This is a genomic window from Lachnotalea glycerini, assembly GCF_003201285.1.
In the GTDB taxonomy this organism is placed as follows: domain Bacteria; phylum Bacillota; class Clostridia; order Lachnospirales; family Lachnospiraceae; genus Lachnotalea; species Lachnotalea glycerini.
In genome coordinates this window covers 60,122-86,240 of sequence record NZ_QICS01000008.1, presented here as the reverse complement: position 1 = coordinate 86,240, position 26,119 = coordinate 60,122, and the positions used below count along the sequence as shown (strand labels likewise).

The window sequence follows — 26,119 nt, the reverse complement described above, 5'->3', positions numbered from 1 at the left end:
TTATTTTATGTTAAATTTATTTACCTCGCTTTGTAAATTAACCGACATAGATGCCAGCGTCTCTGTTGCTCCAACTAATTCTTCACTTGCTGCTGACTGTTCTTGCGCTGCAGCTGCAATTAACTGAACTTCCTCCGACGAATTAGTTGAAACCTCAGTCATTTTATTAACTGAGCCTAACATGTCATCAGTACTATTTTGAATTTTTTCTACATTGATAAGAGTATGATCCATCTCACCTGCAATTTGATCAATACTGTACATAATATCATCAAAAGCTTTCTCGACACACTCCACAGCCTGACTCGTCTGAGCAACTGCTTTTCCGCTTTCAATTGACAGCTTTTCCGTTTTGGAGATACCATTATCAATATCCTCAATCAGTGTAGCTATCTCTTGAGCCGAAGCATTAGACTGCTCTGCTAATTTACGTATTTCTTCTGCTACCACTGCAAACCCCTTACCTGCTTCCCCTGCTCTGGCTGCTTCAATAGAGGCATTCAATGCCAATAAATTTGTCTGATTTGCAATCTGTTTTATAGCATCAATAATACTGTTGATTTTACTGGATTGTTCACGTAAAGTCTGCATTGCAACGCCTGATTCTTTCATAATACTTTCCGTACTAGACATACTGCTTACAGCCGTTTGTACTGCTTCTTTTCGTTCCACTGACTGGGTTTTTGCAGAATTTAATTGCTTATTTGTTTCATTAACACCATCTATCATACATTTTAAGATATCAATAACTTCATTCTCCATATTTTGAATAGACTCAGACAGATCCTGAATCTTTTGTGAATCCTCTGCAATTTCATTGATAGAGGTGGCTACCTGCTCTGCTGCCTTTCCGTTTTGCTCAGAACTTGTTGAAATTGCTTTTGCTGAAGTCATAACACTTTCAGAAATATTTGCAATACCTCCAATCATTTGACCTAACTTGCTTCTCATTTCCTCCATATAAACAGCCATTTCACCAATTTCATCACTACTTTTTATTGCAATCTGCTTTGATAAATCTCCATTTGAAATTGTCTGAATTTCGGATTTTAACAACTTAATAGGCTGAGTGATCTTATTTGCCATTACTATGATAATCGCTATAATGATAAGAACTGTTGAGATAAAGCTTATAAGAATAATCTTTAACAACGCGTTCGTCGAAGCGATAATTTCGCTTTTGGGATAACAAAGTGCAATAATCCATTCTGTCTCAGGTACTGAAGAAAAATACACAGAATAGACCACATTATTTTCATCTTTAAATTCCTGTTCTCCCTCTTTTAGCTCAAGCATTATTTTGCCTAAGGCAGCAATTGAAGTATTACTGTCCTCGGTTATCTTTGGAAAATTACCGCTATCATCTGCTGTAACCTCCGCTCTTGCATTGGCTAGATAACTACCATCTTTTGTGATCAGCATGGCATATCCATTTTCTCCAACTTTCATACTATCGACAATCCCCTGTATACTGCTTATATTCATGTCCGCCGTAGCAACACCAATAATATTTTGATTATTGTCTCTGATGGGCGTACTTGCAGTAATCATTGCTACCTTGGTTACAGTATCACTATATACATCCGTCCAACCTGTCACTTGGTCTGTTTGACCAGCTATATACCAACTCTCACTTGTATTGTCCTTATTGTACTCCTCAGTCAAAATGTAATTATCACCCTCTTTATATGCAAAGGGGCAAAACCATTCACCATCCGTTTTGCTTCCCATAAAAATACCATTTCCATATGTATCATCATTTTTCGACGAAATATTTTGTACAACAGCTGATATCATAGGTTTAGTATCCTCACTGATACCAATGTCTTCCACCACTTGAGCTAAAGTAGCGGCTATCATTTTGTGTGTTCCCAATCTTACTTCCATCTCCTGTATAGCCAAATCAATTTGAAAATTCATCTTCTCAGTTACTTCATTCTGAATTGTTGATCTGGATGCAAAAACTACTAAAAATCCTATGACAATAAATGAAACTAAAAAAATTGGTATTATGGTTAAAAGTAATTTAAATTTCATGCTTTTTTTTGATTTCATCTTTTTTGATTTCATCTTTTTGTTCCCCCCTTGATTTATTATAATAATTTAGTGTACTTTACATTTCTAAAATAAGTTTTATCTTAATTTAATACTAGCATATTTTAATATTTATGTACAGTAAATTAACATTTCAGTCAAAAATTAATTGAATTTATCATTAAAAATACAGCATCGATTATTAATATAAAAATCGATGCTGTATTTTCTGATAACATTTTAAATTATAATATTTCTTTTAGTATTCATCCGGAATTATTATAGCTGCTATAATATAAGCAACAATTCCTGTTCCCGTAAAGCATAACAAAGCTAATAGTAATCGAATTATGGTTGGATCTACATTCATATACTCACCCAATCCACCACATACTCCACAAATTAAACGATTTGTTCTTGATCTGTATAATTTTTTTGGTTGCATAATACATTCCTCCTATAAATCTGCAAATTTTATTTGTACACTGCCAACACCACAGTCTATATCCATATTGTTTTTGGCATTATTGTCGATATATTTATCACAAGCAACACCGCCTATTGACAACTCTCCAACTTCAACATTACCGATACCACACTTGATATCATAATTGTAATAGCTTTGCTTTTGTTTTAAAATCATTGCAACATTGCCAAGTCCACACTCAACATCAGAATTTCCTCTAATATCTCCATTGATTTCCACCTTACCGGTTCCGCAATCCAAATTAATTTCATCTGTGGAAAATTCATCCAGTAACATGTGCCCTGCACCTACCGTTAAATCTGCATTTTCTGAAGTTATCATAGATCCCTCAAATTCACCAGCACCTAAATCGATGACCAATTCATCTGTATTAATATGATTCGCACTGACATAACCTGCCCCAATATCTATCTTCACCTTATCCATATTGACATTCTCCGGAATATAAAGTGTTATGGTTGGATGATAATCCCTTTCAAAACCTATAGACCATTTCATTTTAATATTATCTTTTATTATTAGTTTACCATCCTTTTCATTGCAGGTAAAGCCATCTAGCACATTATCTGCCTTCACCTGAAATACATTATTATCTGATTCCACTATCTTAAACTCACAATAACTTAAATCAACGTCCAACTCATCAATATTATTAAATTCGTCTGAGAAAGAAACTAAATCATCATCGTTAAAAACTACTTTATCATTACCAAGATGAAAAGAAAAATTTCCAATTCGAACCATATTGGCAAATGTACTTCCTGCTCCCAGTATCCCTCCTATTATTGTTAATATCAAACCAATGGAAATGACTACACCACTAAAAATTAAACAAGCTCTTGCAAATGATTTCATACTATTGTCTCCTTTCTTTTTAATGGGGCTCTAAATAAATCAACTATACATCTGATTAACCATGGTATAAACTTGTAGCAAATAACTGCGGTTAACAGTACGAATAAAATTCCAATTCCCACCATAATCATACCAACACCACAACTAAATACTCCTACTGTTGGTGTTGAAAATAAAGTAACTATTCCTACTATAAAGCAAACAACTCCACCGATTGATAGTGCAAGTGCTAAAACAACTATTGCAACAAAAATTCCGATTCCCAGTCCAAGAACTCCTGCAAATAAACCAATTAAACCACCTAAAAGAGGAACGCCGACCGGAATGGCCAAAGCACACAATATTACGATCAATGCAATTTTTCCTCCTGAAGTTTCTTTGGCATATTTCCTCTCTCTACCGGCTGTTCTTTGATTCTGACTGCTATTCGTATCTTGATTGCCCTTATTTGTGCTATCGATTACTTCATAATTTATTGTAAATCTTGGATCTGAATAACCTCGCTCAGTAAATTCACCTGATTCATTTTCATTCTCTTGAAGGCTGGTTTTTATTATTGCTGCTACTTTTGCTGGTGTTCCCAATTCATTAATTACCTGCTCCTCATTCTCCGGCCCTGCCTCATCAAAATAATCGTTATAATACTGCAAGGCTTCTTCTCTTTCGTTTTTTTGAATGTTTTCCAGCATATTTTCTAATTCTTCCATAAATTCTTTTCTACTCATTATTCATGCCCTCCTGAAACATCATCGTTATTCGTTTCGAATAGTTATCCCATTCTGTAATATATAAATTCAATTGTATTCGTCCCTTTTCTGTTACCTTATAATATCTTCTGTTACGTCCACCACATTCCATATCATAAACCTCTAAGCAATCATCCTTTTGCAATCGCCTAAGCACAGGATATAAGGTGGATTCGGAAATTTCGATAACTTCTCTAACTTCTTGAGTTATCTTGTAACCGTAAGTACCTTCTACTTCTTTTGATACAACTGCAAGAACGATCGCATCCAGTAATGCTGCGCCAGTATTAAATACCATGGTATCCTCTCCTTTTCAATTAATTTTTCTTATCATTTTCATATTATTATTCAAAAATTAATATTATTATTTTTTTAATATTATTAATTTATCAATATTATTTTTTTATTAATATTAATTCATATACAATACTATATGGCATATAATATTATATGTCAATACTTTTTTATAAATTTATACATTTTTTGTATCTAGTGATTAGTTACATTAAAATTTTAACAAATAGTATTTCAACATTTATTTCAATAAAGATATATGTTACTATTGATTTACAGCTTGCAAGAAAGCCACAACTTTCTGTTATGCACATAATCTGAAACTGATAAGCTCACATTCGTTTCCAACAATAAGCTTCCCATTATATTTAGGAAAGTTATTGAGATGCAAAAGAAAGACAGGCAAATTTAGCATCGACAACTGTGATTTGGAAAGGAAATATTTATGAAAGAACAATTGAACAAAGTTTTACTCTCTTACGATAAAAGTATTGATTTGGGCAGAAAAGGAATTGATTCATATAGTAATCTTCCTAAAGAGATTATCCATAATCCTAATTATAAATTATTTGAAGAAATGAAAAATGAAAATAATCTTTCGGATAGTGGACGAAAAGAAATATATGAATATTTATCTCCTACAACAACTATGAAATTTATTGATTTAGGATGTTGCTTGAATTTGATGTTTCGTGGATATGATAAATGGGAATCTACTTATTATGGAGTTGATATTAGTCCTAAAACAATACAACTACTTAAAGAATATACCCAAATTCATAATATAAGTTATAGTTCTTTATTTTGTGGAAGTATGCATCAAACACCTTATGAAGCTAATTATTTTGATATAGGTTGTTGCATAGGTTCCTTAGAATATTTTGAAAAAGATTTTGTAAAAGTTTGCATTGAGGAATTTTTAAGAATTATGAAACCAAAGGGGAAATTTGTTCTTGATATTCCTAATGTTGGATCAGCAGAATTTGAAATTACCTTTTTAATTGAAAAAAGTTTAGGACGAGAAGATAAATTTAATTTATCGATTTTAGAATTTGAAAATATAATATGTAAAAATTTTATAATTGATAAGAAAGAAAATATTGGACCAATGATACAATATTTTTTGAGCATAAATAAATAAAGTGCAACTGTTTTACATTTATTAATGCTTAAACAGTTACACTTATAAATTTTAGTTTTATAATTTAAACTTCGCTATTAAATTCTGCAAATCCTGAGCAAGCTCTGATAAGCTTTCGCTGGAATTTGCTATTTCATCAATAGAAGATGCCTGTTCTTCAATAGAAGCAGAGGCTTCCTGCGTTCCTGCTGCATTCTCCTCTGCCACCGCTGCAAGATTTTCCATTGTGTATAACACTTCATTTTTCTTTTCTTCCATAGTAAGAGCTGTTTTATTAATCACCTTAACTGACTCTATTGAATGTTTCATAGCGGCTGAAATTTCACGATACTTAGTGTCGGTAAGGTTTACATGAGATACCTGCTCTTTCAAAATCTCTTCTACCTGTTCCATTGTTACAACAGCTTCTTTCGAATCCAGTTGAAGTTTCTTTACCATTTCATCAATTGTCTTTGTCGATTCTGTTGACTGCTCGGCAAGCTGTCGGATTTCATCTGCCAATACAGCAAAGCCTTTCCCATTTTCCCCTGCTCTCGCAGCTTCAATTGCTGCATTTAATGCCAATAGATTCGTCTGTTGGGCAATCAGTGCAATTAAATTACTCGCCTCACCGATTCTTTCAGAACTTAGGTTTGTTTGCTTAATACTTTGATATACGCTGTCTGTTGCCCGGCTGCTTTCCAAGGTCTTTGCTGATAGGCTGCTGATAATATCAAGACCTTCATCAACCAATACATCAACCTGATTGGACGTATTATTTAAAACATTAATATTTGTTTTATCCTCTTCAATTAAGCTTCCAAGTCCTGTCAACTGCTGTGAACCATCAGTAGTGCTCTCTGCCTGATCCGTGGCACCCTTTGCAATTTCATTTATCGTCTTAGCAACCTCATTGGAGGCTGCTGACACCTGCTGTGAAGTAGCGGTTAATTCCTCTGATGAAGATGCGACCTGTTCAGCGGTTGCTCCTATTGCCCTAATCAAACTTCTCAAATTATCTTCAATCGTTTGAACCATACGGCTAAGATCGCCGACTTCATCCCTTCTCTTCTTAAATATCTCCGGTACATCTGAGGTAATATTATACTCTGCCACCTCTCCTATGTGATTAATGGCAAGCTTGATTGGATTAGAAATTGCTCTGGATATAAACCATGTACAAAAGAAAGCAAGCAACAATGCTATCACTATTACTATTATAAATAGTCTTAGGGTACTTTCATACTCTCCCTCATTTTGGGCAGCTAATTGCTCTGCTTCTGTTACATTATACTGAGCCAGCTCTTTTAATTTATCCTGAAATAACTCTTTTGCACTTTCTACTTTTTCAAATGATGTATATGCCTCCTTATCCTTTCCATCCATTGCCAAAGAAATAACTTCTTCTCTTCCCTGTCTATACGTTTCCAAATTCGTCTCGATATCCTGAATGATTCCTGACTCTGTCTCATCAATACCTAATGCAACATACTGGTCAAAATTTTCATTGTAAGCTGTTGTTCTTGTTGTAATATCCTCTTGTATTTTCTGCTGTGCCTCGTTATCTCCCACCTTAACAATTAATTCATAGATATCTGCTTCAATCGCCCTTGCATGTGCCCTGTCCTCATTTAGCCATTGAATAGCCAAAAGCTTATTTTGATACATATCTTTCATTCTCTCATTTGATTTTGAAAGATTATAATAACCTATTACTGAAATTATGAGCGTTAATAATACCAAAATGCTTGATAGAATACTAATTTTGGTTCTGATTTTAAAGTTATTTAACATATTGCTCCCTCCGAACATGTATTAATATCAGAAATTATAGCAAATGACCACAATAACGTCAATGTAACTCTTGTTAATTCTAAATATTTAATATTCGACTACACTATTTTAATGAAATAACTAATTATTTAACTTGATTGGAAATTTATGTAAATCAAAATATAGACTTAAAGCTAAATAATTCTTTTATATGTTAACAACAAGGTCTTCTATGAAATAAAAAATCTCCTATCCCCAAATTAATATCTGCGGATAAGAGATTTCATATCTATCGTTTGTGAGTATTATACGTCAGAAATAGCATCTACCGGACAACTATTCATTGCATCTTTTGCACTCTCTTCGTTCGTATTGGTTGACTCTTGATAGGCTACTGCTTTACCATCATCATCCATTTTAAATACTTCTGCCTCTGTTTCGGCACATAAACCGCATCCAATACAGACTTCTGGTTCTACATAAAATTTCATATTGTTCACTCCTTTTTAAATAGAATTATAACCATTTTTAAATGATATCATTCAATTATATAGAGCAAATTTTTCTAATTCATCTATATCAAATAGAAGCTGTAAAATTCCATATCGATTTCTTAATTCTTTTGCATATAATATAGCATTAGACACCAATTCATCATCAACTTGAATCTGCTTTGGTAAATATGGTGCAAAAATAGAATCAAGCAGTTGCTTTATTTCTTCTGAATCAGGCAGCTTATCGATTAACATATGAATTTCATTACTATGCTTATAGATTGCATCTCTTCTTAATTGCACCTCATCATTGCTGTTTTTATGTACACTTTCCTCTAATTCAATTACTTCTTTTGCTGCTAATCCATATACTTTATTAATGCTTTCTTTCCACTTTTCTTCATTAAAATTAGGAGCACTTAAACAATCACAACGAAACGAATTGACATTTAAACGCTCATACAACTTTAATGCAATCACGGTTCCAACTGCAACTTTCGTCCCATGTAAAGCACATGGCCGATTGCTTTGCAGAAAGGATAATTCCCAAAAATGAGATAGATGATGCTCACTTCCAGACGCCGGCCTTGAATTACCTATATAGCTCATCGCTATTCCCGATAATACCAAAGCTTCCATGATTGCTGTTATTGCATCCTTATCCCGCTCATTTATCTTACTAATTGCTGCAACTACCATTTCCAACGAATCTCTAACAAGTGCTTCCACAAAGCAACAATAATATTCTCCTGTTACAATATTTGATAATTTCCAATCAGCAAGACATACATATTTTCCTAAAATATCCCCTACTCCAGCAGTTATCATAGCGAATGGAGCCTCAGCCAGAATATTTGTATCTGCTATAATAGCCTTTGGACGCCCCACTTCATAGGTACATTTTAAATGATTAACGATTAATGCAGAAACATTAGACGCATAACCATCCATAGATGGTGCAGTCGCTACAATGATATAATCAATTCCCATTTTGTAGCTTATAAATTTACATAAATCATTAATCGTTCCCGATCCTACTGCAATAATCAAATCACATTTTGGCGCAATATGAACTAAAATATCTCCAATACTTTTTTCATCCGCAATTGGTTCCTTATCTCTTAATATAATTGGTTCAAATTGAATTAAGTTACTCCTTAATTCCTGATAAACCAACCTCCCTGCCGCTTCCTCTGTTGTACTATCACATACTACACACGTATTGTGGTAAAAGCCTGACATAATAATTTCCGATAATTTAGAAATTGCACCCTCTTCTATTATAATTTTATCTATATCGCATCTGTGTGTTTTTCCACAGTTACATTCAATGTCTGTATTTAAATAATCGTTCCAGTTTCTTATATCCATTCTAATCTCCTAACTTTTCACTTCATTCATATAACTTAATAAAACATTTTAACACATTCCACACTCGATTATATTCCTCTACCAAATCGAATATGGAATGTGTTATTAATTTCTTTCTTGTTTATACTATATTTTTATTATTAAGATAAAGCCTATAGATGCTTTAGTAAAATTTTCTCATAGAAAATAAAATTATTTATGGCTATTATAGCATAGCATTTGAAGACTGTCCATTATGCTTTTTGTAAATCATTGCCATACTGCACCGATTAGAAACGGCCCAATAAATGTCGTAAATGGATCTAGAATATCGTTTTTACTTTTTATCTAATATATTGTTTTGGTTCTAAGTGTTTCCATCTCTTGCTTATAATTCAATGCTTTTTCTGTATATTTTCTCTTATAATCTAATTTATTATAAACGAGAAAGATTCATTCATAAAAATTTTACTTACTGCTTCACTTCTTTCATCCTAAGCCTCTCCAAAACCTTTCAGGCTAATCTAGAAATTAAAAAACATCATTGAAAAAAAGAATCAAGATGTTTTCAGTATGATATGACAAATTTTATTTTTCTAAATATTTTTCATACAAAATTCAAATTTGTACTAGGATATACGTTTTTTTACCAGATTCATAATTTGCTCATCATATACGGTTTCCAATACTTTAACCGCCTCCTCATAATGATAGTCGTGATACCCTATTCTATCATCTGTGATGAGTCGAAAGCCCATTTTGAGATACATTCGAATCGCTTTATGACTCCAGGTCTGAGTATGTAAATAAATATCTTCATCCGGTTCAACTTTCGTAAATGCAGATAATACTTTCATAAAAACCGCTTTTCCAAGACCCATTCCCTGATATTTTGGACGTACTGCTACATAGTGCACTTGTGCCTGATGTCTGCCCTTATAATTAACATACCATGCGCATGCATTCGCAACCGCTATGCCCTCCTGATTTACTATAAATACCATTCTCTTTTTAAGCTGTTCTTGATAAGGAATTAAATCAGTTCTAAAATACGCAAGGGCTTTCTCTCTATTGTCAAATTCTAGCACCTCAACCTCTGTTATGGCCCAATCTTCTTCCATACCCGGTTTGTACATTCGAAAGGAATAGCCCTCCGGCAAATGAATCTCCTCATTAATATTATTATTCTTATGATCTAATTGCATGATAATACGCTTATATGGCACTGATTTATCTAACATAGTAACCCCCAAAACGTAATTGTTTAAAAAGACAGTTCTTGGCTGTTCTGCTAAAACCTCTTCCCATGGAAGAACATCTCCTTCTTGTCTTAGTAATGGATTCCCTGTCAATCATATGATTATTTCATTTTATAATACAACAATATACCATGTAATACAATATATAATTTTGTCCTGCCATTGCAGTTTTAAATGCATAATGTATCATGCTATTTTCTATATAGGCTCCTATAATTTTCTCTATTTTTTGAATTTTAGTTCTGCATCCCGCACAGAATGATTTTTATTCTATAGAATTCACTCACTTTCTCAAAACCAAGTATTTCTATAGAATAAAAAGCAAAGAATCAGGTATCAATACGAATTTCATATCACACGTTATAAATCTACAATTAAGTTTAATACCTCTTCGACTGATGAGGCATTTAATACCTCGTTTAACATTTCCTGCACTTTATGAAAGCTAGTTTTCCTTAGCTCATATTTTACATCTGCCACTTCTGCAGCTGACATACTAAATTCATCCAGTCCCATGCCCAACAATAATTTTGCGGCCTTTTTATCACTGGCAAATTCTCCACACATTCCAACTAAAATTCCCTGTTTATGCCCAGACAAGATAGTATGATAGATGGCTCTAAGAACCGCTGGATGATAAGTATTATATAGCGTTGCAATTTTTTGATTTCCACGATCTACAGCTAATATGTATTGTGTTAAATCATTAGTGCCTATACTAAAAAAATCTACTTCCTTTGCAAAATCTTCTGCCAAAAAAACCGAGGCTGGTGTTTCAATCATCATGCCAACCTTTATGTCTTTATCAAAGTCTATTTCTTCCTTTGTAAGCTCCCCTTTGCAAGCTTCCAGAATTCTTTTTGCTTCGTACAGTTCTTCTAACGAGATTATCATTGGAAACATTATTTTTATATTACCATATGCACTGGCACGTAGAATCGCTCTTAATTGTGTTTTAAAAATCTCTGGCTGATCTAAGCAGATCCGAATAGCTCTATAACCTAAAAACGGATTTTCCTCATTCATAAATTCATAATACTTTAGCTTTTTATCCCCTCCTATATCAAGAGTCCGTATAATAAGCTCTTTTTTTTCTAATAATAGAGCTGCATTTTGATATGCATCGAACTGCTCCTGCTCTGTTGGAAAATGATCCTTTTCCATATAAAGAAATTCGCTTCGAAACAAACCAATTCCATCAATAGGTTGTAAAATAGCTTGTTTTATATCTTCTAAGCTCCCTACATTACCACATAAACAAAATTTCCTTTGATCGACAGTAACGCTTGGGAGGTTTCCCATTCTTTTAATTTCCTGCTGCCTTTGGCTATAAGCAATTGCAGACTTTTCATATAGATTGATAGTTGCTTCATCTGGATGAATCAATATTTCGCTCTCTAATGCATCCATAATAATTATATCATCCGATTTCACTTTTTCAAGTATTCCATCAACTCCAACAAAGCAAGGAATCCCCATATTTTTTGCTATAATGGAAACATGACTTGTAATTCCTCCCTCTTGTGTTATTAACCCTACGACAAATTTCATATTCATTTGCGATACTTCTGACGGTGTTAAATCATTCGCTACCACTATACATGGTTTTGTCATATTCAAAAAAGCATTTTCAGGTATTCCCTTTAGATGGCGCATAATTCGAAAAGTAACATCTTTCATATCCGTTGCTCTTTCTCTCATATATTCGTCATCAATGTTCTCAAACATTTCAACAAATTCATTGCCTGTTCGTTGCAGTGCGGCCTCTGCGTTGTTAAATTCATCCTTGATTTTATTTACTACACCATCATATAGCATCATATCCTCTACTAATATCATATGTGCCTCAAAAATCGGTGACTTTTTTGCCAATTCTTTTAATTCTTCTTTTGCCTTTAATACAGCATCCTCATAACGATAAATTTCTCTTTGCACTTCTTGTTGTGTTATTTTATTCTGATCTATTGTTACTTCTTGCTGTCTTACAATATATGCCTGCCCTGTCGCATATCCTTTTGCAGTTGTTTTGCTTACTGATACCTTAATCATGAAACAAACCTCCTATTCTCCAAGTCCGCTGGCAATAGCAGCTAAAAGCTTTTGTAGATCCTCTATCTCTGATTCACCTTCACATCTTATTTCAATGGTAGCTCCTTTTGTAATTCCAGCACTCATAAGATTTAATACACTCTTAGGGTTGACTTTCTGATCCTTATGAATAATTGTTATATCTGAATTTAAAGAATGTGAAAGCTTAGTTAATTCTGATGCCGGTCTTAAATGTAAGCCTGATTCGTTTGTTACTGTTATACTTGATTTCACCATAATTTTTCCTTCTTTCTGTTTTTAATATTTATGTTCAAAAAGGATGAATCAGATTGTAATCCTTTTCACCCTTTTATCTAAGCTAATCTAATTCAATAACTACATTTTCTTCAAAATAATAGCGATGATCAGAGCCTATTAATCTCATATAATTTTTAATAAACTTCTTCATTTCGTCTTCTGCTATCATATTCACATCCATATAATCTATATTTGGATTCTCCTTTAATGCAATTGCCATGGCATTTTGCGCATGCTTAAAAAAATCTGTGCATACATTAATCTTGTTGATTCCGCATTCTACTGCTTTTTTAATGTTTTCATCACCTGCTCCAGAACCTCCATGAAGCACTAAAGGCATCTTCAATGTTTCTTTTAATACTTTTAATCTGTCAAAATCCAACTTAGGAACAAAATCCTTTGGATAGCTTCCATGCGCCGTTCCGATTGCAACAGCCAGGCAATCACACTGTGTCTTATCCACAAACTCTTTTGCCTGTTCGGGATTTGTATATAAGTCTTGATTTTTGTTATCCTCTTGTGCCGCAATACCAACATGACCTAACTCCGCTTCACAGGAAAGCCCGTTAGCGTGTGCTATTCTTGCTACGACTGATGTCCTTTTTATATTTTCTTCAAATGAAAAACTAGAAGAATCAATCATGACACTGGAAAATCCGCAATGAATCACTCTGGTAATATCCTCATAATTAACACCATGATCTAAGTTAAATGCAACTGGTACATTCACACGTTCTGCCATATTCTTAATCATTGGAGCTAATATTTCTGGATATCCGTGTGCTTTCATCTGTCTAGGTGAAATATTAATAATAACAGCGGAATGCTCCTCTTGTGCTGACTCAATAATTGCTTTCGCCTGTTCCATATTGACACAATTAATTGCCATTACTGCATAGTTATTGTCATGTGCATGCCAAAGCATGTCTTTCATTGATACATACATAATTACCTCCACGATAGATAACCTTTTCTTTCTTCTTTAACCGCTAGAAAAGGTTATCTTATGTCTACTGTTTTCTTTATAATGTCTAAATAAGTGGTGAATTCATGTCCTCATCATCTACGTATCCTTCTGGCAAAGGTCGTCTAAGTACTGCATACAAGCCTCCTGTGATAAATGCTCCCAAAAACCAATATCCTATAAACATGAGAGGATTAGAGGTCATTGCGATAACAAAGGCACCTCCGTGTACCGCTGGAGATTCTAGTGCTGACATCATGCATAAGCCGCCTGTAATCGCTCCTCCAGTCATACAAGAAATTGCAACACGTACCGGATCTTTCATCAAAAACGGAATTACTCCTTCTTGTACATAACAAGCAGATAATACTACCAAAGATTTTGCCTGCTCTCTTTCTCCATCACTAAATTTCTTTTTACCTCCTAGAAATGTTGCAAGTGCAATTCCCAAAGGTGCAGTCATACCAGCGCACATTTTTGCAGAAGTAGGAATTAAGAAACCGTCTGCATTTAATCCATTTACAAATAAGGCCGCTGTTTTATTAATAGGACCGCCATGATCTGCACAAATCATTGCTCCAATTACTGCTCCAAATAAGAACTTTGAGCCTCCGCTTAATGAGGTTAAAAAGCTTGTTAATGCTGTCATAAAACCTTTAATTGGAATTCCAAATACATAATACATCAATAGTCCGGATACTAAGGTTACCACTACTGGTATTACTAAAATTGGCATAATTCCGGATAGTACCTTTGGCACTTTTATCTTTTTCATTGCAATTACTAAATAACCAACTAAAATACCACCAACTAGACCGCCAACAAATCCTGTATTTAATGTATTTGCCAAAGCTCCCATTGCCAAGCCAGGAGCTATACCTGGCTTATCAGCCATTGCATATGCAATAAAAGCAGCGATCGCCGGAACAGTAAAGCTCATTAAGGCTTGTCCAATTAACATAATTGTTTTTGCTAAAGTATCTATTTCATCCATATGACTGCCAATATCATAGCCGCCAAGCATTTTTGCTATCGCCTGAAGAACTCCGCCACCTACGATAACAGGAATCATATAAGAAATTCCGGTCATAATGGAATCTTTCAAAAACATAAACTGGTTCTTTTTGTTTTTACCTTTTCTCTTAATTTCAGCCATTTTTATTCAATTGCCTCCTTTAACTCTGCTATTATACTTTTCGCATCTTTCACTGCTTCACTCACGCTTACATTAAGTGTTGGAATAGGTTCAAATCTTTGACTGTTTTTAATTCTCACATCACTGGCAATGATACACCCATCTGCCCTTTGAATGTCCTCCTTTGTAATTTCATTTTCAACCCCCTGCGCTCCTTGCGTCTCAACTTTTACTTCAATGTTAAATGCTTTTGCCGCTTTTTCTAAATTAGCGGCTGCCATATAAGTATGAGCTATACCTACCGGACAACTTGTCACACACACAATAAACATCTTATCTTTCTCCTTCCCTAAATAAATTTTTTATCGTTTCAATGGATTCTGCTTCAATTAGCTTGTTTCTAAAATCATCCTCCATTAAATTCTTTGCCAGTAAAGATAACATTTTTAAATGAATATTATCGGAATTGTCTGGAGCTGCAAGCATGATAATATATTTAACAGGTTCATTATCCAAAGAACTCCATTCCATTTCATTTTTAAGTTTGATTAGTGCAAACGCTGCTTTATTGACAGCATTGCATTTGCAATGTGGAATTGCAACTCCCATCCCAATTCCCGTTGAGCATTCTTTCTCTCTTTGAAAAACACCTTCTATATATTTTTCTTTATCACTGACTATTTTACTTTCATACATTAAATTTCCAATTTTATTAATGGCGTCTTCTTTGCTGTCTGCTTCAAAATCAAACTTCACTAACTCCTCATTCATCATTTCAATTAATTCCACTCAGTAATCCCTCCTTTGTTTTGATGTGTTGAGTATAGCATCATTCATTCTCTGTAACAATTTATATAGTTGCACTATGTTAGTGCATTTTTTTAATTTATACGCTTTTTATATCTTTATTTTAGTGATTTTTAACATTGATTGTAACTGTTTTTAAATTAATTGCCATTTTATTAGTGCACTATTTATATTTTTTTATATTGTAAGATGGATTCTAGAAATAATTGCACTTATTTAGTGAAATGAATTGTCTACTATAACTACATGTTTCTAATTATAATGAAAGCGTAACAACTTATTTAATAAGAGTAATTAACCTGATCTATAAAAACGGAGGGATAAGCATGATCAATTTTGAATTTTATAATCCTACCAAAGTAATATTTGGTAAAGAAACAGAGGTTTTGGTTGGAAAAGAAATTAAAGACAGAGGATTTAAAAAGGTTTTAATACATTTTAGTGGAACATATCTATATGAAAACGGAGTATTGGACAGAGTACATAATAGTCTTAGTGAATGTGGCATTGAATATGTAGACTTAGGTGGTGTTATCCCTAACCCTCGTATGTCTTTAGTGATGAAAGGCATTGAAATCTGCAAAAAGGAAAACGTTGACTTTATTCTCGCGATTGGAGGTGGAAGCCCAATTGATTCTGCCAAGGCAATTGGTTATGGACTTGTCAATGACTTTGACTTAGTTGACTTGTATATGGGACGTGTTACTACTGATAAGATTGCGCCTATTGGATGCATTTCTACAATTGCTGCAACAGGATCTGAAACGAGCAATTCTTCCGTCATTACCATTGAAGAAGGTATGCTCAAACGTTCGTATAATCACGATTGTGCAAGACCTTTGTTTGCCATCATGAACCCGGAACTTACTTATACGCTTCCCATCTATCAGACTGCCAGTGGAGCATCCGATATTATGATGCATACCATGGAGCGCTATTTTACCAATACATCTGACGTTGAATTAATTGATCGTATGGCAGAAGGCTTACTGGTTACAGTAAAAGAAGCCGCACTTAAAGTGGTAAAGAACCCAACTGATTATAATGCCAGAGCTGACTTAATGTGGGCTGGAAGTCTATCTCACAACGGTCTTACTGGAACAGGCCGTATCGCTGATTTTGCTTCCCATAAAATAGAGCACGAATTAGGCGGCATGTTTGATGTGGCACATGGTGCCGGTCTTTGTGCAATCTGGGGCAGTTGGGCAAGATATGTATATAAAACTAATATCCCTCGTTTTGCACAATTTGCAGCTAACGTATTTGGTGTTTCCACTAACTTGTATGATTTAGAGCAAACTGCATTGGAGGGAATTGAAGCATTTGAAGATTGGTGTGATAAGATTGGAATGCCTACTTCACTCAGTGCGCTTGGAATTCATCCAACCTTGGAACAAGTAGATGAAATGGCAGCGAAATGCGTAGCAACAGGAAATGGACATGTTGGATTTTTCAAACCTCTTTATAAAGAGGATGTTATTGCTATTTTAAATCTCGCTAAATAATGTAACCACTCTGTTTTAGGCATAGTCTTTTCTATGAAATAAAATACTGTAGAGTAGGTCAGAGGTCGTAAGACCTCTTTCCCCTCATCAAACCGTACATGAGGTTTTCCCTCATACGGCTTTCCGACATTCTTCACTAAAGGTTGTAGGGCTTTCTTTCCTAAGTTTTTTCTCATATTGACTCCTCCTTTCTTCATTTTCTATATAATAGCGCTACTGCACACTACTATCCCCTTCAAGAAAACTGATATTTTGCTCATATAACTTTGCAATTTGCGTTCGTTGACTTTCTAATTGTTTATTCATAAGCCCCTCTAAATACTCCTTGTCCAACATTTTCTGTTGGTAAGCTCTCTCTAAAGCTCTTTCTTCCCACTCTTTTGTGCTATCTTTCTTTTTCACTGCTTTCTTACTGTAAAAGGTATTTTTATTATTAGAGTGTGTATCAAAAGCTTCCTCTCCTCCCCCATTGTATGAATAACCTTGATATCCATTTTCATCTATCCATGTAAGAGTGGTACTCGCCATTGATTTGTTTGATGCACATGCATCTTCTCTTAGTACTGACAAAATTTCTTTTTTAAATGCAGGTTCTTTCATCATACGCTCAAATGCTTTATCTGTAATTTGAATTGATAAATTCATTTGTCTATTATAAGGCATCTGATTTATCTCGCTCCAGATTTCCTTTTTAAAAGCATCTAGCTTTTCTGCTTCACTACACTCGGTGCTCTCATTTACCTTAGAATTATTTTCTGTAGTTGTTGTTTTAGAAGTCTGGTAATTAACTCCTGTTGTTAATAAAGAACTGATTTCCATAATATTTCTCCTTCATTTGTTTTATTGTGTTTTATTGCTCGTTTATATTACTTTAATTATCGACGGTTTAATGAAAATTTCAATATTTTTAGCATGAAATACACTTTTTTTGCACGAAATATTCTTTCAATTTTATATTTTAAACAAATTCTAATTTTTTTTATATTTACAGAATATTTATTTTGAATTTTTCTTTCAGTTCTAATACCCTCTTTTGTGCCAAAGGCAACCTTTCTCCGTTACCTAAATAAACCGTCCCATTCTTTATTTTTATAATATTAGCACAATTTACTATTATCCCCCTATAGCAGGTAACAAATCCATATGGCTTCATTTTCTGTTCTGTCTTTGCAATTGTACTATTCTCTTTATCATATCGGACTGCTCTATTTCATCATCGCATATTGCAATATAAAGCACATACACCCCTCCCTTTCTTTTTTTGATTCATACATATAATATCGACAGATTAATTAAATATTTAAGATTAATTAAATACTATTTGTCTATAATTATAAATTTCAGTTAATATATCGCACAGTTCTTTCTATCATGCAACGTTTGTGTGTTTTCGTACCAAATCCAGTCATTCAGTAACATCTCCCTTTTGCATTTACTTGCGGCATTACAAAGACTTTAAAACGCGTCCGTTAGAGGTGTAAAGTGAAAAAAAAGGGGGTGTCGCACTAGAAAATTAGTGCGCACCTCCTTTTTTATATAAAGCTTCCACATGATATGGTACAAAATTTATATAAATTCAATATCGCTGAATTTATCAGCTAAAAGAATCTGTTCTATCATTTCCTTATTCTTTGTAATGTCTGTAAGCTCACTGAATACCTCTCTAAAAATATCCTGTGAATTAGCATTTAGTGAAAGCATAAATACAATTTGTACCTTATCATCAGCCCATTGAATTGGTTTTTTCAATGTCATCATTCCAATTCCCAGCTTCTTTACATGTCCTTCAAAAGCATGGGGAACCGCAAAATTATCACCTATGGAAGTTGATGACAGTTGTTCTCTTTTAAAGGCTGATTCAATATAGGATTCATCTACATACTTTTCAAATACTAAACGATTTCCCAACAGACTAATTACTTCACTTCGTGATTTGCAGTCGCAATTAAAAATTGATATTTTCTCACTCAAAAGACGATACAAATTGGGATATTTCCGTTTCGTTTCATAATTTGCTGATTTTCCTACCTGTAATGCCTGTTCTATCATTTCTACATCCTTTTCGTTTAGCAGTGGAGAAACGTGAATTACAGTTCCCTCCTCAATCACTAAGGGAACTGTTGAAATAATTAAATCGGTATCAGGATTTATTTCTGATTCTACTTGAGAAATTGGCAAAATTTTTTTTACAATTAAATTCGGGAACATACGGGTCAGTCTAGCTTCTAAAAACTGTGAAGTACCTGTCCCACTTCCACATACAACAATCACATTTTTCTTAAACTCTTGTTTCCTTGCCTTTTGTCGTTCCATACTTGCCGCCAAGTACATAGCAATATCACATACCTCATCTACGCCTAACGTTACTGCATAATCGTTAGATATCAGATTTGCCATATAAGATGCCACTTCTACTTCATAGACTAGTTCTTCTTTTACCATTTGCTTCATTGGATTATCCAAATGTACATTATTATTCAGACGATTAAACATAGCCTTTAAATGAATAAATAAACCATACTTAAATGTATCATCTTCTCTAAGATTTTCTAAATATCTTTGATCCGTTTTTGCTATGATGTTTTCCCATTTTTCAACAGACTGCTTATCTAGTGCTATATCATCTTTCCAAAGCTTATTTTCAGTTAATATTTTCTTTGCACCTAAAAAATTCATTTCTAAATATGCCATATCCCCCTCAAGCAATTCAATCTGAAATTTTTCTTGCAGCTTTTTTGCAATATATCGGATGATTTCGCACTCATGGCAATCCCTATTTAACTCATTTTCTACAATGCTGCACCTTTTTTCTTGCCTGATTCTTTGAATGCAAATTGATAACTGAATGATAATTACAGAATAGGATGTATCCGCCAGTACAAAGGCATATTTCTTTTGAGCATCAATGAGTATTTCTTCTACTTTTTTTAAATCAATATCTGGAAAAAATACCTGCAATTTAGAATCCAAACGGTTTGGAGAATTGTCAATAATTTTACGTATTGCATAACCATTCATAATCCTTTTTTGCTTTTCAGTTCCTACTATTTTGATGCCATATTTCACTTTTTTTTCTAATTGTAAACCATGTTGTTGTAAGATTGGTGCTAATTCATTCATACTGTTGACCATAGTACTTTTACTAATGAACATAGATTCACCAATTGATTCCATGGAAACATATTTATCCTCTTCTAACAGCTTCAATGCAATAAAATATTTTCGGTTTTCAATTGTAACAAGATGATTAAAATCATAATCTGCTAAAATTTGCTCAATGTATTGCTTTCCTTTGTCACTATAAGAAAGCCAAATACCATACCCTGCCTTTGTCTTTACAATACATCCGGTATCGTTTTCCAACTCTTTGCGTAATCTTGCAATATCAGATTTAACCGTTCTTGGGCTGATATGTAAGATGCGTGCTAATTCATTTGTCGTATATTCTTCCTTTTTTTTATAAAGAAGTTCCAGTATCTTTTTTTCACGTGGTAACAGCATTGCTTGCACCTCCTATTATTAATTATATGGCAAAGATTATCTTTTGAACATTAACAACTTTTACCAATAATCAATAATATTTTTGATAACATTTACTGATTCTACATTATTCTTTTATAAAATACATAGAAATTCCCTGACCACCGCCAATGCACATGCTAATCATTGCATCTTTTTTATCCGTACGCTGTAATTCATATAGCATTTTAACCGTTAAAACCACTCCAGTTGCTCCAATTGGATGACCAATGGAAATTCCGCCTCCATAAATATTTACTTTATCTTTATCTAAATCTAAGTCTCTCCTTACTGCGTAAGCCTGACTCGCAAATGCTTCGTTAATTTCGAACATGTCAATTTCTTTTAAGTTGATATGTAATTGGTTAGCCAGTTTTTCACTGGAAAGTTTTGGTGCATAGCCCATCAAAGCAGCATCATTTCCTGCCACCGCATAGCCTTTAATCGTCAACAACGCTTTTAAGCCAAGCTCTTTTGCTTTCTCTTTTGACATAAGCACCACTGCTGCCGCTCCATCATTTAGACTGGAAGAATTTCCGGCTGTTACCGTTCCTCCCTCTACGAAACAAGGTTTTAGTTTTTGTAATTTTTCTATCGTTAGACTTTCCCTTGGTCCTTCGTCTGTATCAAAAACAGTAATATTTCCCTTTTTGTCCCTTAATTCAACAGGAACAATTTCATCTTTGAACACTCCGGCTTTACTTGCTTCTAACGCTCTTTTATGACTTTCCAAAGCATATTGATCTTGTTCCTCTCTTGACACATGATACTGCTTAGCTACATTTTCTGCTGTAACCCCATTGTGATTTGGTCCAAGAGGCCAAGTCAGGATATCAATCACGCCATCCTCAAAGCTCTTATGCCCCATTCTTGCACCCCATCTTGCATCCTTAACATAATACGGCAACTGTGAAATATTTTCTGTTCCTGCTGCCACTACTACATCTGCAAAGCCTGTCTGAATTTCCATTACAGCATCTGCTATGGCCTGCAAACCTGAGCCACATTGTCTATTCACAGAATAAGCGGTGGTTTCGTTTGGCATACCTGCTTTTAAGCCGACGGCTCTTGCTACAAATCCGCATTCTGCAATTTGTCCTACTTGTCCAACAATTACTTCATCTACGATTTCTGGTTTGATATTTGCTCTTTCTACTGCTTCCTTAACTACTAATGCCCCTAAATCAATGGCTGAGATATCTTTTAAACTTCCACCATAGGAACCAATTGCAGTTCTTACTCCACTTACTATCACTACTTCTTTAAACTCTTTCATTTTCGTTTTCTCCTGTTTTTTATTTATATTCATAAAAACCTTTTCCTGATTTTCTGCCTAAACAGCCTGCTTTTACCATGTTGTCTAATAGAGGACAAGGTCTGTATTTACTATCTTTAAAGCCTTCATATAATCCTTTCATGGTAGCAAGCATAATATCAATTCCTACAAAATCACATAATTCCAATGGTCCCATTGGGTGATTGGCACCAAGCCTCATTGCATTGTCAACATCTTCTGGCTTACAGCCTTCCATTACTAAGAATGCTGCTTCGTTCATCATCGGTACTAAAATTCGATTGACAATAAAGCCGGGAAGCTCCGGACAATCTACCACCTCTTTTTGGATATCAATGACAAATGCTTTTACCAATTCATAGGTTTCATCTGAAGTGGCAATACCTCTAATTAATTCAGCAAGCTTCATCACCGGTGCCGGATAGAAAAAATGCACTCCCATTACTTTTTCAGGCCTTTTGGTTGTTGATGCAATTTCTGAGATACTCAGGCCTGATGTATTCGAAACAATAATTGTTTTTTCATCTGCATAGGAATCAATTTTTGAAAAAGTTTCCTTTTTGATCTCTATTTTTTCGGGAACGGCTTCTATAACAAGGTCAATCCCCTTTAAGCTTTGAAAGTCAGTACTGAAAGTCAATCGTGATAGAATATCTGCTTTTTCCTCTGCTGTCATGCGGCCTTTCTCTACTTTTTTATTCAATAATTTGACTATCGTATTATTTGCCTTTTCTAGTGCAGGTTCTAACACATCGATGTTGACCACTTCATAGCCTGCCTGTATACAGGTTTGTGCAATTCCTCCTCCCATCAATCCCGCTCCAATCACTGCAATTTTTAATTCTTTCATCTGTCGTTCTTCCTCTCTTTCATTTTTTCCTTTAATCCAAATCGGTTGTCTTGTTTAAACAAATCTGTATCCATCCTCTTTAAGCTCTCACTTATAATTGGCTTAAATTGCATTCTGTCTAAAACTTGAGTCTGTAAGTCAATACCCGGGGCAATTTCGATTAATACAACACCCTCTTTCGTAAGCTCAAACACTGCTCGTTCCGTTACAATCACAACCTGTTGGTTCTTGCCCTTTGCCAAACTGCCATTAAAGGAGATTTGTGCAACCTTAGATACCAGCTTGGTGATTCTGCCTTCTTTGAGAATGACTAACTTATTATCGATAAATTCATATTGCGCATCACCGGCAGAAAACGTACCGCAAAAGACTACCTTTTTAGCATTTTGCGTAATATCTATAAATCCTCCTGCTCCTGTACATTTTGAACCCATTTTAGTAGAATTTACATTTCCTTCTTCGTCTAGTTCGCCCAATCCCATAAAAGTAATATCTACCCCTGCACCATTGTAATAATCCATTTGTTCATGATGATTTATCATGGCATATAAATTCTGTCCTATTCCAAAGTCAATTCCCCCTGCCTGTATTCCTCCATAGATACCTGATTCTACTGTAATCATAACATCCTCGGATACTCCCTCTTCACTGCATACTTTCCCTACCATGTCATTTGGTATACCGGTACCAAGATTTATAACCGCACCGGGATATATTTCCATAGTGGCTCTTCTTGCAATAAATTTACGTTCATTAAATGGCGCAGGCTCGATTGTGTTTTGTGGTACTCTAAGCTGACCACAATAAGACGGATCGTATACCCAGGAAGATGTTTGTCTATGGTCTATTTCAGGATTGTCACACACAACTATGGCGTCGATAAACACTCCTGGTACTACTACGTCTTTTGGATTTAGCGTTCCTGTTTGTGCTACTTGTTTTACTTGTGCTATCACCTTTCCGCCATGACATTTCGCAGCTAATACAGCAGGTAAGACTTCCAGCTTCATAGCCTCTTGTGTTGTTGTTAAGTTGCCCATTTCATCACAAGTGGTTCCTCTTATTATGCAAACATCAATGGGAATTTTTTTATAAAACATATATTCTTCATTTTCATAAGTGATAATATCAATGATATCGCCTAATTTCTTGGTGCGTTCATTCATCTTACCCCCTTCGTAGCGGGGATCGATAAAAGTTTGCAGTCCAACTTTTGACATTTTCCCCGGCAGACCACATGCCATGCTTCGATAGAGCTGTGCAATCTGACCTTGAGGCAGGCAATAAGCTTCCACTTGATTATTTGCTATCATCTCCATCCATTTAGGCTGTAATCCCCAATGCGAACCTATAATTCGCTTAATCATACCTTCATGAGCAAAATGCTGTATTCCGTCCTTTCTATCACTTTGTCCGCAGGAATGAAGTAAGGTCAAATTCTTTGGATGATTTGTTTCCATGAATTTCTTTTCCAATGCCTTTAATATCGATTCACTTGCACTTACCAGTGTCATTGCTATGGTACATATCGTATCCTCGTCTTTCACTAACTGCGCAGCTTCACTCGCACTAATAAAATTTGCTTTAATCATCTGATTCCTCCTTTACAAACATTTCTTTTATTTGCTTTTTATCTATTTTTAACCCTGGTGTCTTGGGAATTTCTTCTGCAAACAGGATCTGAGTCGGAATTTTGTATCTGGCAATTCGCTCTTTTAAATTCAATGTTATTTCTTCACTTGTAATATTAATATTTTTCTCTCTAACTATAAGTGCTACAGGAATTTCGCCATACATGCTATCTTCTATTCCAACAACAGTTGCCTCTTTTACCCCTCTTATCCGATGTAACTCTTCTTCCACATCACTGCACCATATTTTCTCTCCTCCACGATTTATCATATCTTTTTTCCGATCTACAATATAAACATAGCCATCTTCATTGTAATAGCCCATATCGCCGGTATTTAGCCATCCGTTTTGACTGATTAAATCTGTCTTTATCTTGTAGTAACCCTGAGTAACTACATTGCCCCTTATCCATATTTCACCTATTTGATTTTGGGTAAGCTCAGTGCCTTTATCATCCAGAAATTTGAATTCAATTCCCGGTATTGGCTTTCCTGCTGCTCCTGCATAAATACTTGTTGGTGCATCATTTGGAAAAATTAACGCAGGAGAAGATGTTTCTGTCATGCCGTATACAATTTGAAATTTGGTATTAGGTAACCATTGATGTATCTTTTTCATTTTTTCTACCGGCATATAACTGCTTCCACACGCAAGCATTCTAAGACTTGGTAATATAGGATAGTTATCCTTAATCTCTAATAATTTATAGTATACAGTTGGTGAACCATGCATAAATGTTATTTCATGCTTCTTTACACATTCTAATATCTTATTGGCTTCATAACGTCGGCACAGGTAAATCTCTGCGCCTGCGTAGACAAATAATCCTAATAACGCAATTAAACCTGTAATATGATAAATGGGTACGGGAATAATCGTTTTATCCTCTGAGCGGATTCCCAAAATTCTTTGGTATACAATAATTGCATTCACCAGATTGTAATTACGTAAAACTACACCCTTACTTTCTGAAGTTGTCCCTGATGTAAACATAATGACCGCAGGATCTGCCAAATTACGTTCTTCCTCTATATCACTTGGCTTACACAGATTAAGATGTCGAAATCCATACCCTTTCTCTTCCTCTTTTGTAGAAAGAAAGCTTATGTTCTTTAAATGATAACCCTTTATCCATTCTGCAAAGGTTTCACTGTAAATTAAGAGATTTAAATCTGACTTATGTATTAAAGCTTCAATCTCCGGTCTTCTAAACTTACTGGGTAGCGTAATTGCTACCGCTCCCAGCTTTTGTATCGCATAAAAAGCACAGCAAAACTCAATGCTGTTATGCAGAAGAATACCAACGTGATCTCCCCTTTTGACCTTTTTCTCTGTCTGCAAGTAGAAAGCCAGACAATCAACTTCTAATAAAAACTGCCGATAAGAATAGGAGCGCTCCCATTCGTCCCAAAAAACAATCTTATTGCCAAACTTCTTAGCTGTATTCCTCAAAATACAGTACAAGCTGTCTGGTATCTTATCATATCCCATTACTTTCACATGGTTATAGTCTTGTTCTTTTAAATTCTTTTGTATCATATTATCCCAATAATCAATTCCTTGAATCATAAGTTCCTCCATTCAGTTGACTATTTGTATGTCTTAATGCTAATTTTGTGGGAGCGCTCTCATTTATCTATATAATAATTCTTATT

At 34.5% G+C, this 26,119-nt stretch carries 24 protein-coding genes; 2 read left to right on the top strand and 22 right to left on the bottom strand.

The features are described 5' to 3' along the window. From C8E03_RS14575 to C8E03_RS14555, 5 genes are all read right to left on the bottom strand, one after another. Positions 1-2,070: a methyl-accepting chemotaxis protein gene (locus tag C8E03_RS14575; protein WP_094376476.1), complete on the bottom strand. Its 2,070-nt coding sequence runs from the start codon at positions 2,068-2,070 to the stop codon at positions 1-3. Between the two features lie 223 nt (positions 2,071-2,293). Then, complete coding sequence (locus C8E03_RS14570) at positions 2,294-2,479, bottom strand: PspC domain-containing protein (RefSeq protein ID WP_094376475.1); 186 nt, start codon at positions 2,477-2,479, stop codon at positions 2,294-2,296. A 12-nt stretch (positions 2,480-2,491) separates the two neighbouring features. Further along, positions 2,492-3,376, bottom strand: coding sequence for a DUF4097 family beta strand repeat-containing protein (locus tag C8E03_RS14565; RefSeq protein ID WP_094376474.1), 885 nt, complete (start codon positions 3,374-3,376; stop codon positions 2,492-2,494). After that, the gene (locus tag C8E03_RS14560) at positions 3,373-4,101 is read right to left on the bottom strand and encodes a DUF1700 domain-containing protein (RefSeq protein WP_094376473.1); all 729 of its coding nucleotides are present in this window, start codon (positions 4,099-4,101) and stop codon (positions 3,373-3,375) included. Before C8E03_RS14560 ends, C8E03_RS14565 begins: the two co-directional genes overlap by 4 nt. Further along, positions 4,094-4,420: a PadR family transcriptional regulator gene (locus tag C8E03_RS14555; RefSeq protein ID WP_094376472.1), complete on the bottom strand. Its 327-nt coding sequence runs from the start codon at positions 4,418-4,420 to the stop codon at positions 4,094-4,096. The genes C8E03_RS14560 and C8E03_RS14555 overlap by 8 nt, the downstream gene beginning before the upstream one ends. A gap of 441 nt (positions 4,421-4,861) precedes the next feature. Between C8E03_RS14555 and C8E03_RS14550 the strand changes: the two genes are divergently transcribed. Then, on the top strand, positions 4,862-5,557 hold the full coding sequence (locus C8E03_RS14550) for a class I SAM-dependent methyltransferase (protein ID WP_110291366.1): 696 nt from the start codon (positions 4,862-4,864) through the stop codon (positions 5,555-5,557). Between the two features lie 57 nt (positions 5,558-5,614). On the opposite strand, the gene C8E03_RS14545 is transcribed toward C8E03_RS14550, so the two are convergent. The 10 genes from C8E03_RS14545 to C8E03_RS14500 all read right to left on the bottom strand — a co-directional run bounded on the left by C8E03_RS14545 (position 5,615) and on the right by C8E03_RS14500 (position 15,646). Beyond that, the gene (locus C8E03_RS14545; RefSeq protein WP_170123006.1) at positions 5,615-7,330 is read right to left on the bottom strand and encodes a methyl-accepting chemotaxis protein; all 1,716 of its coding nucleotides are present in this window, start codon (positions 7,328-7,330) and stop codon (positions 5,615-5,617) included. Between the two features lie 284 nt (positions 7,331-7,614). Continuing rightward, entirely contained in the window at positions 7,615-7,800 is a 186-nt protein-coding gene (locus C8E03_RS14540; protein ID WP_110291365.1) for a ferredoxin, read from the bottom strand. Positions 7,801-7,851: 51 nt separating this feature from the next. After that, on the bottom strand, positions 7,852-9,174 hold the full coding sequence (locus C8E03_RS14535) for a sn-glycerol-1-phosphate dehydrogenase (RefSeq protein ID WP_094378259.1): 1,323 nt from the start codon (positions 9,172-9,174) through the stop codon (positions 7,852-7,854). A 608-nt stretch (positions 9,175-9,782) separates the two neighbouring features. Continuing rightward, on the bottom strand, positions 9,783-10,394 hold the full coding sequence (locus C8E03_RS14530) for a GNAT family N-acetyltransferase (RefSeq protein ID WP_110291364.1): 612 nt from the start codon (positions 10,392-10,394) through the stop codon (positions 9,783-9,785). Positions 10,395-10,772: 378 nt separating this feature from the next. Next, on the bottom strand, positions 10,773-12,461 hold the full coding sequence (gene ptsP / locus C8E03_RS14525) for a phosphoenolpyruvate--protein phosphotransferase (protein ID WP_110291363.1): 1,689 nt from the start codon (positions 12,459-12,461) through the stop codon (positions 10,773-10,775). A 12-nt stretch (positions 12,462-12,473) separates the two neighbouring features. Then, positions 12,474-12,737 (bottom strand): HPr family phosphocarrier protein, encoded by a 264-nt coding sequence (locus C8E03_RS14520; RefSeq protein ID WP_094376298.1) that lies wholly within the window; start codon positions 12,735-12,737, stop codon positions 12,474-12,476. Between the two features lie 82 nt (positions 12,738-12,819). Then, complete coding sequence (locus tag C8E03_RS14515) at positions 12,820-13,704, bottom strand: class II fructose-bisphosphate aldolase (protein WP_094376297.1); 885 nt, start codon at positions 13,702-13,704, stop codon at positions 12,820-12,822. A gap of 85 nt (positions 13,705-13,789) precedes the next feature. After that, positions 13,790-14,878: a PTS fructose transporter subunit IIC gene (locus tag C8E03_RS14510; RefSeq protein WP_110291362.1), complete on the bottom strand. Its 1,089-nt coding sequence runs from the start codon at positions 14,876-14,878 to the stop codon at positions 13,790-13,792. 2 nt (positions 14,879-14,880) lie between these two features. Next, positions 14,881-15,189, bottom strand: coding sequence for a PTS fructose transporter subunit IIB (locus C8E03_RS14505; protein ID WP_094376295.1), 309 nt, complete (start codon positions 15,187-15,189; stop codon positions 14,881-14,883). Position 15,190: 1 nt separating this feature from the next. Next, on the bottom strand, positions 15,191-15,646 hold the full coding sequence (locus C8E03_RS14500; protein WP_094376294.1) for a PTS sugar transporter subunit IIA: 456 nt from the start codon (positions 15,644-15,646) through the stop codon (positions 15,191-15,193). 344 nt (positions 15,647-15,990) lie between these two features. On the opposite strand from C8E03_RS14500, the gene C8E03_RS14495 reads away from it, so the two are divergent. Further along, a complete protein-coding gene (locus tag C8E03_RS14495) occupies positions 15,991-17,169 on the top strand; it encodes an iron-containing alcohol dehydrogenase (protein ID WP_110291361.1) in 1,179 nt (392 codons plus the stop codon). A 213-nt stretch (positions 17,170-17,382) separates the two neighbouring features. On the opposite strand, the gene C8E03_RS14485 is transcribed toward C8E03_RS14495, so the two are convergent. From C8E03_RS14485 to C8E03_RS14455, 7 genes are all read right to left on the bottom strand, one after another. Further along, a complete protein-coding gene (locus tag C8E03_RS14485) occupies positions 17,383-17,988 on the bottom strand; it encodes a hypothetical protein (protein ID WP_110291359.1) in 606 nt (201 codons plus the stop codon). A gap of 166 nt (positions 17,989-18,154) precedes the next feature. Next, positions 18,155-18,322, bottom strand: coding sequence for a LytTR family transcriptional regulator DNA-binding domain-containing protein (locus C8E03_RS22955; protein WP_110291358.1), 168 nt, complete (start codon positions 18,320-18,322; stop codon positions 18,155-18,157). A 413-nt stretch (positions 18,323-18,735) separates the two neighbouring features. Beyond that, positions 18,736-20,670 (bottom strand): BglG family transcription antiterminator, encoded by a 1,935-nt coding sequence (locus tag C8E03_RS14475; protein ID WP_094380357.1) that lies wholly within the window; start codon positions 20,668-20,670, stop codon positions 18,736-18,738. 106 nt (positions 20,671-20,776) lie between these two features. Next, on the bottom strand, positions 20,777-21,964 hold the full coding sequence (locus C8E03_RS14470; protein ID WP_094380408.1) for a thiolase family protein: 1,188 nt from the start codon (positions 21,962-21,964) through the stop codon (positions 20,777-20,779). Positions 21,965-21,983: 19 nt separating this feature from the next. After that, entirely contained in the window at positions 21,984-22,832 is an 849-nt protein-coding gene (locus tag C8E03_RS14465) for a 3-hydroxyacyl-CoA dehydrogenase family protein (RefSeq protein ID WP_094380358.1), read from the bottom strand. Then, positions 22,829-24,424: an acyl CoA:acetate/3-ketoacid CoA transferase gene (locus tag C8E03_RS14460; RefSeq protein WP_094380360.1), complete on the bottom strand. Its 1,596-nt coding sequence runs from the start codon at positions 24,422-24,424 to the stop codon at positions 22,829-22,831. Before C8E03_RS14460 ends, C8E03_RS14465 begins: the two co-directional genes overlap by 4 nt. Continuing rightward, entirely contained in the window at positions 24,417-26,033 is a 1,617-nt protein-coding gene (locus C8E03_RS14455) for a class I adenylate-forming enzyme family protein (protein WP_110291357.1), read from the bottom strand. The genes C8E03_RS14460 and C8E03_RS14455 overlap by 8 nt, the downstream gene beginning before the upstream one ends. Positions 26,034-26,119 lie beyond the last annotated feature (86 nt).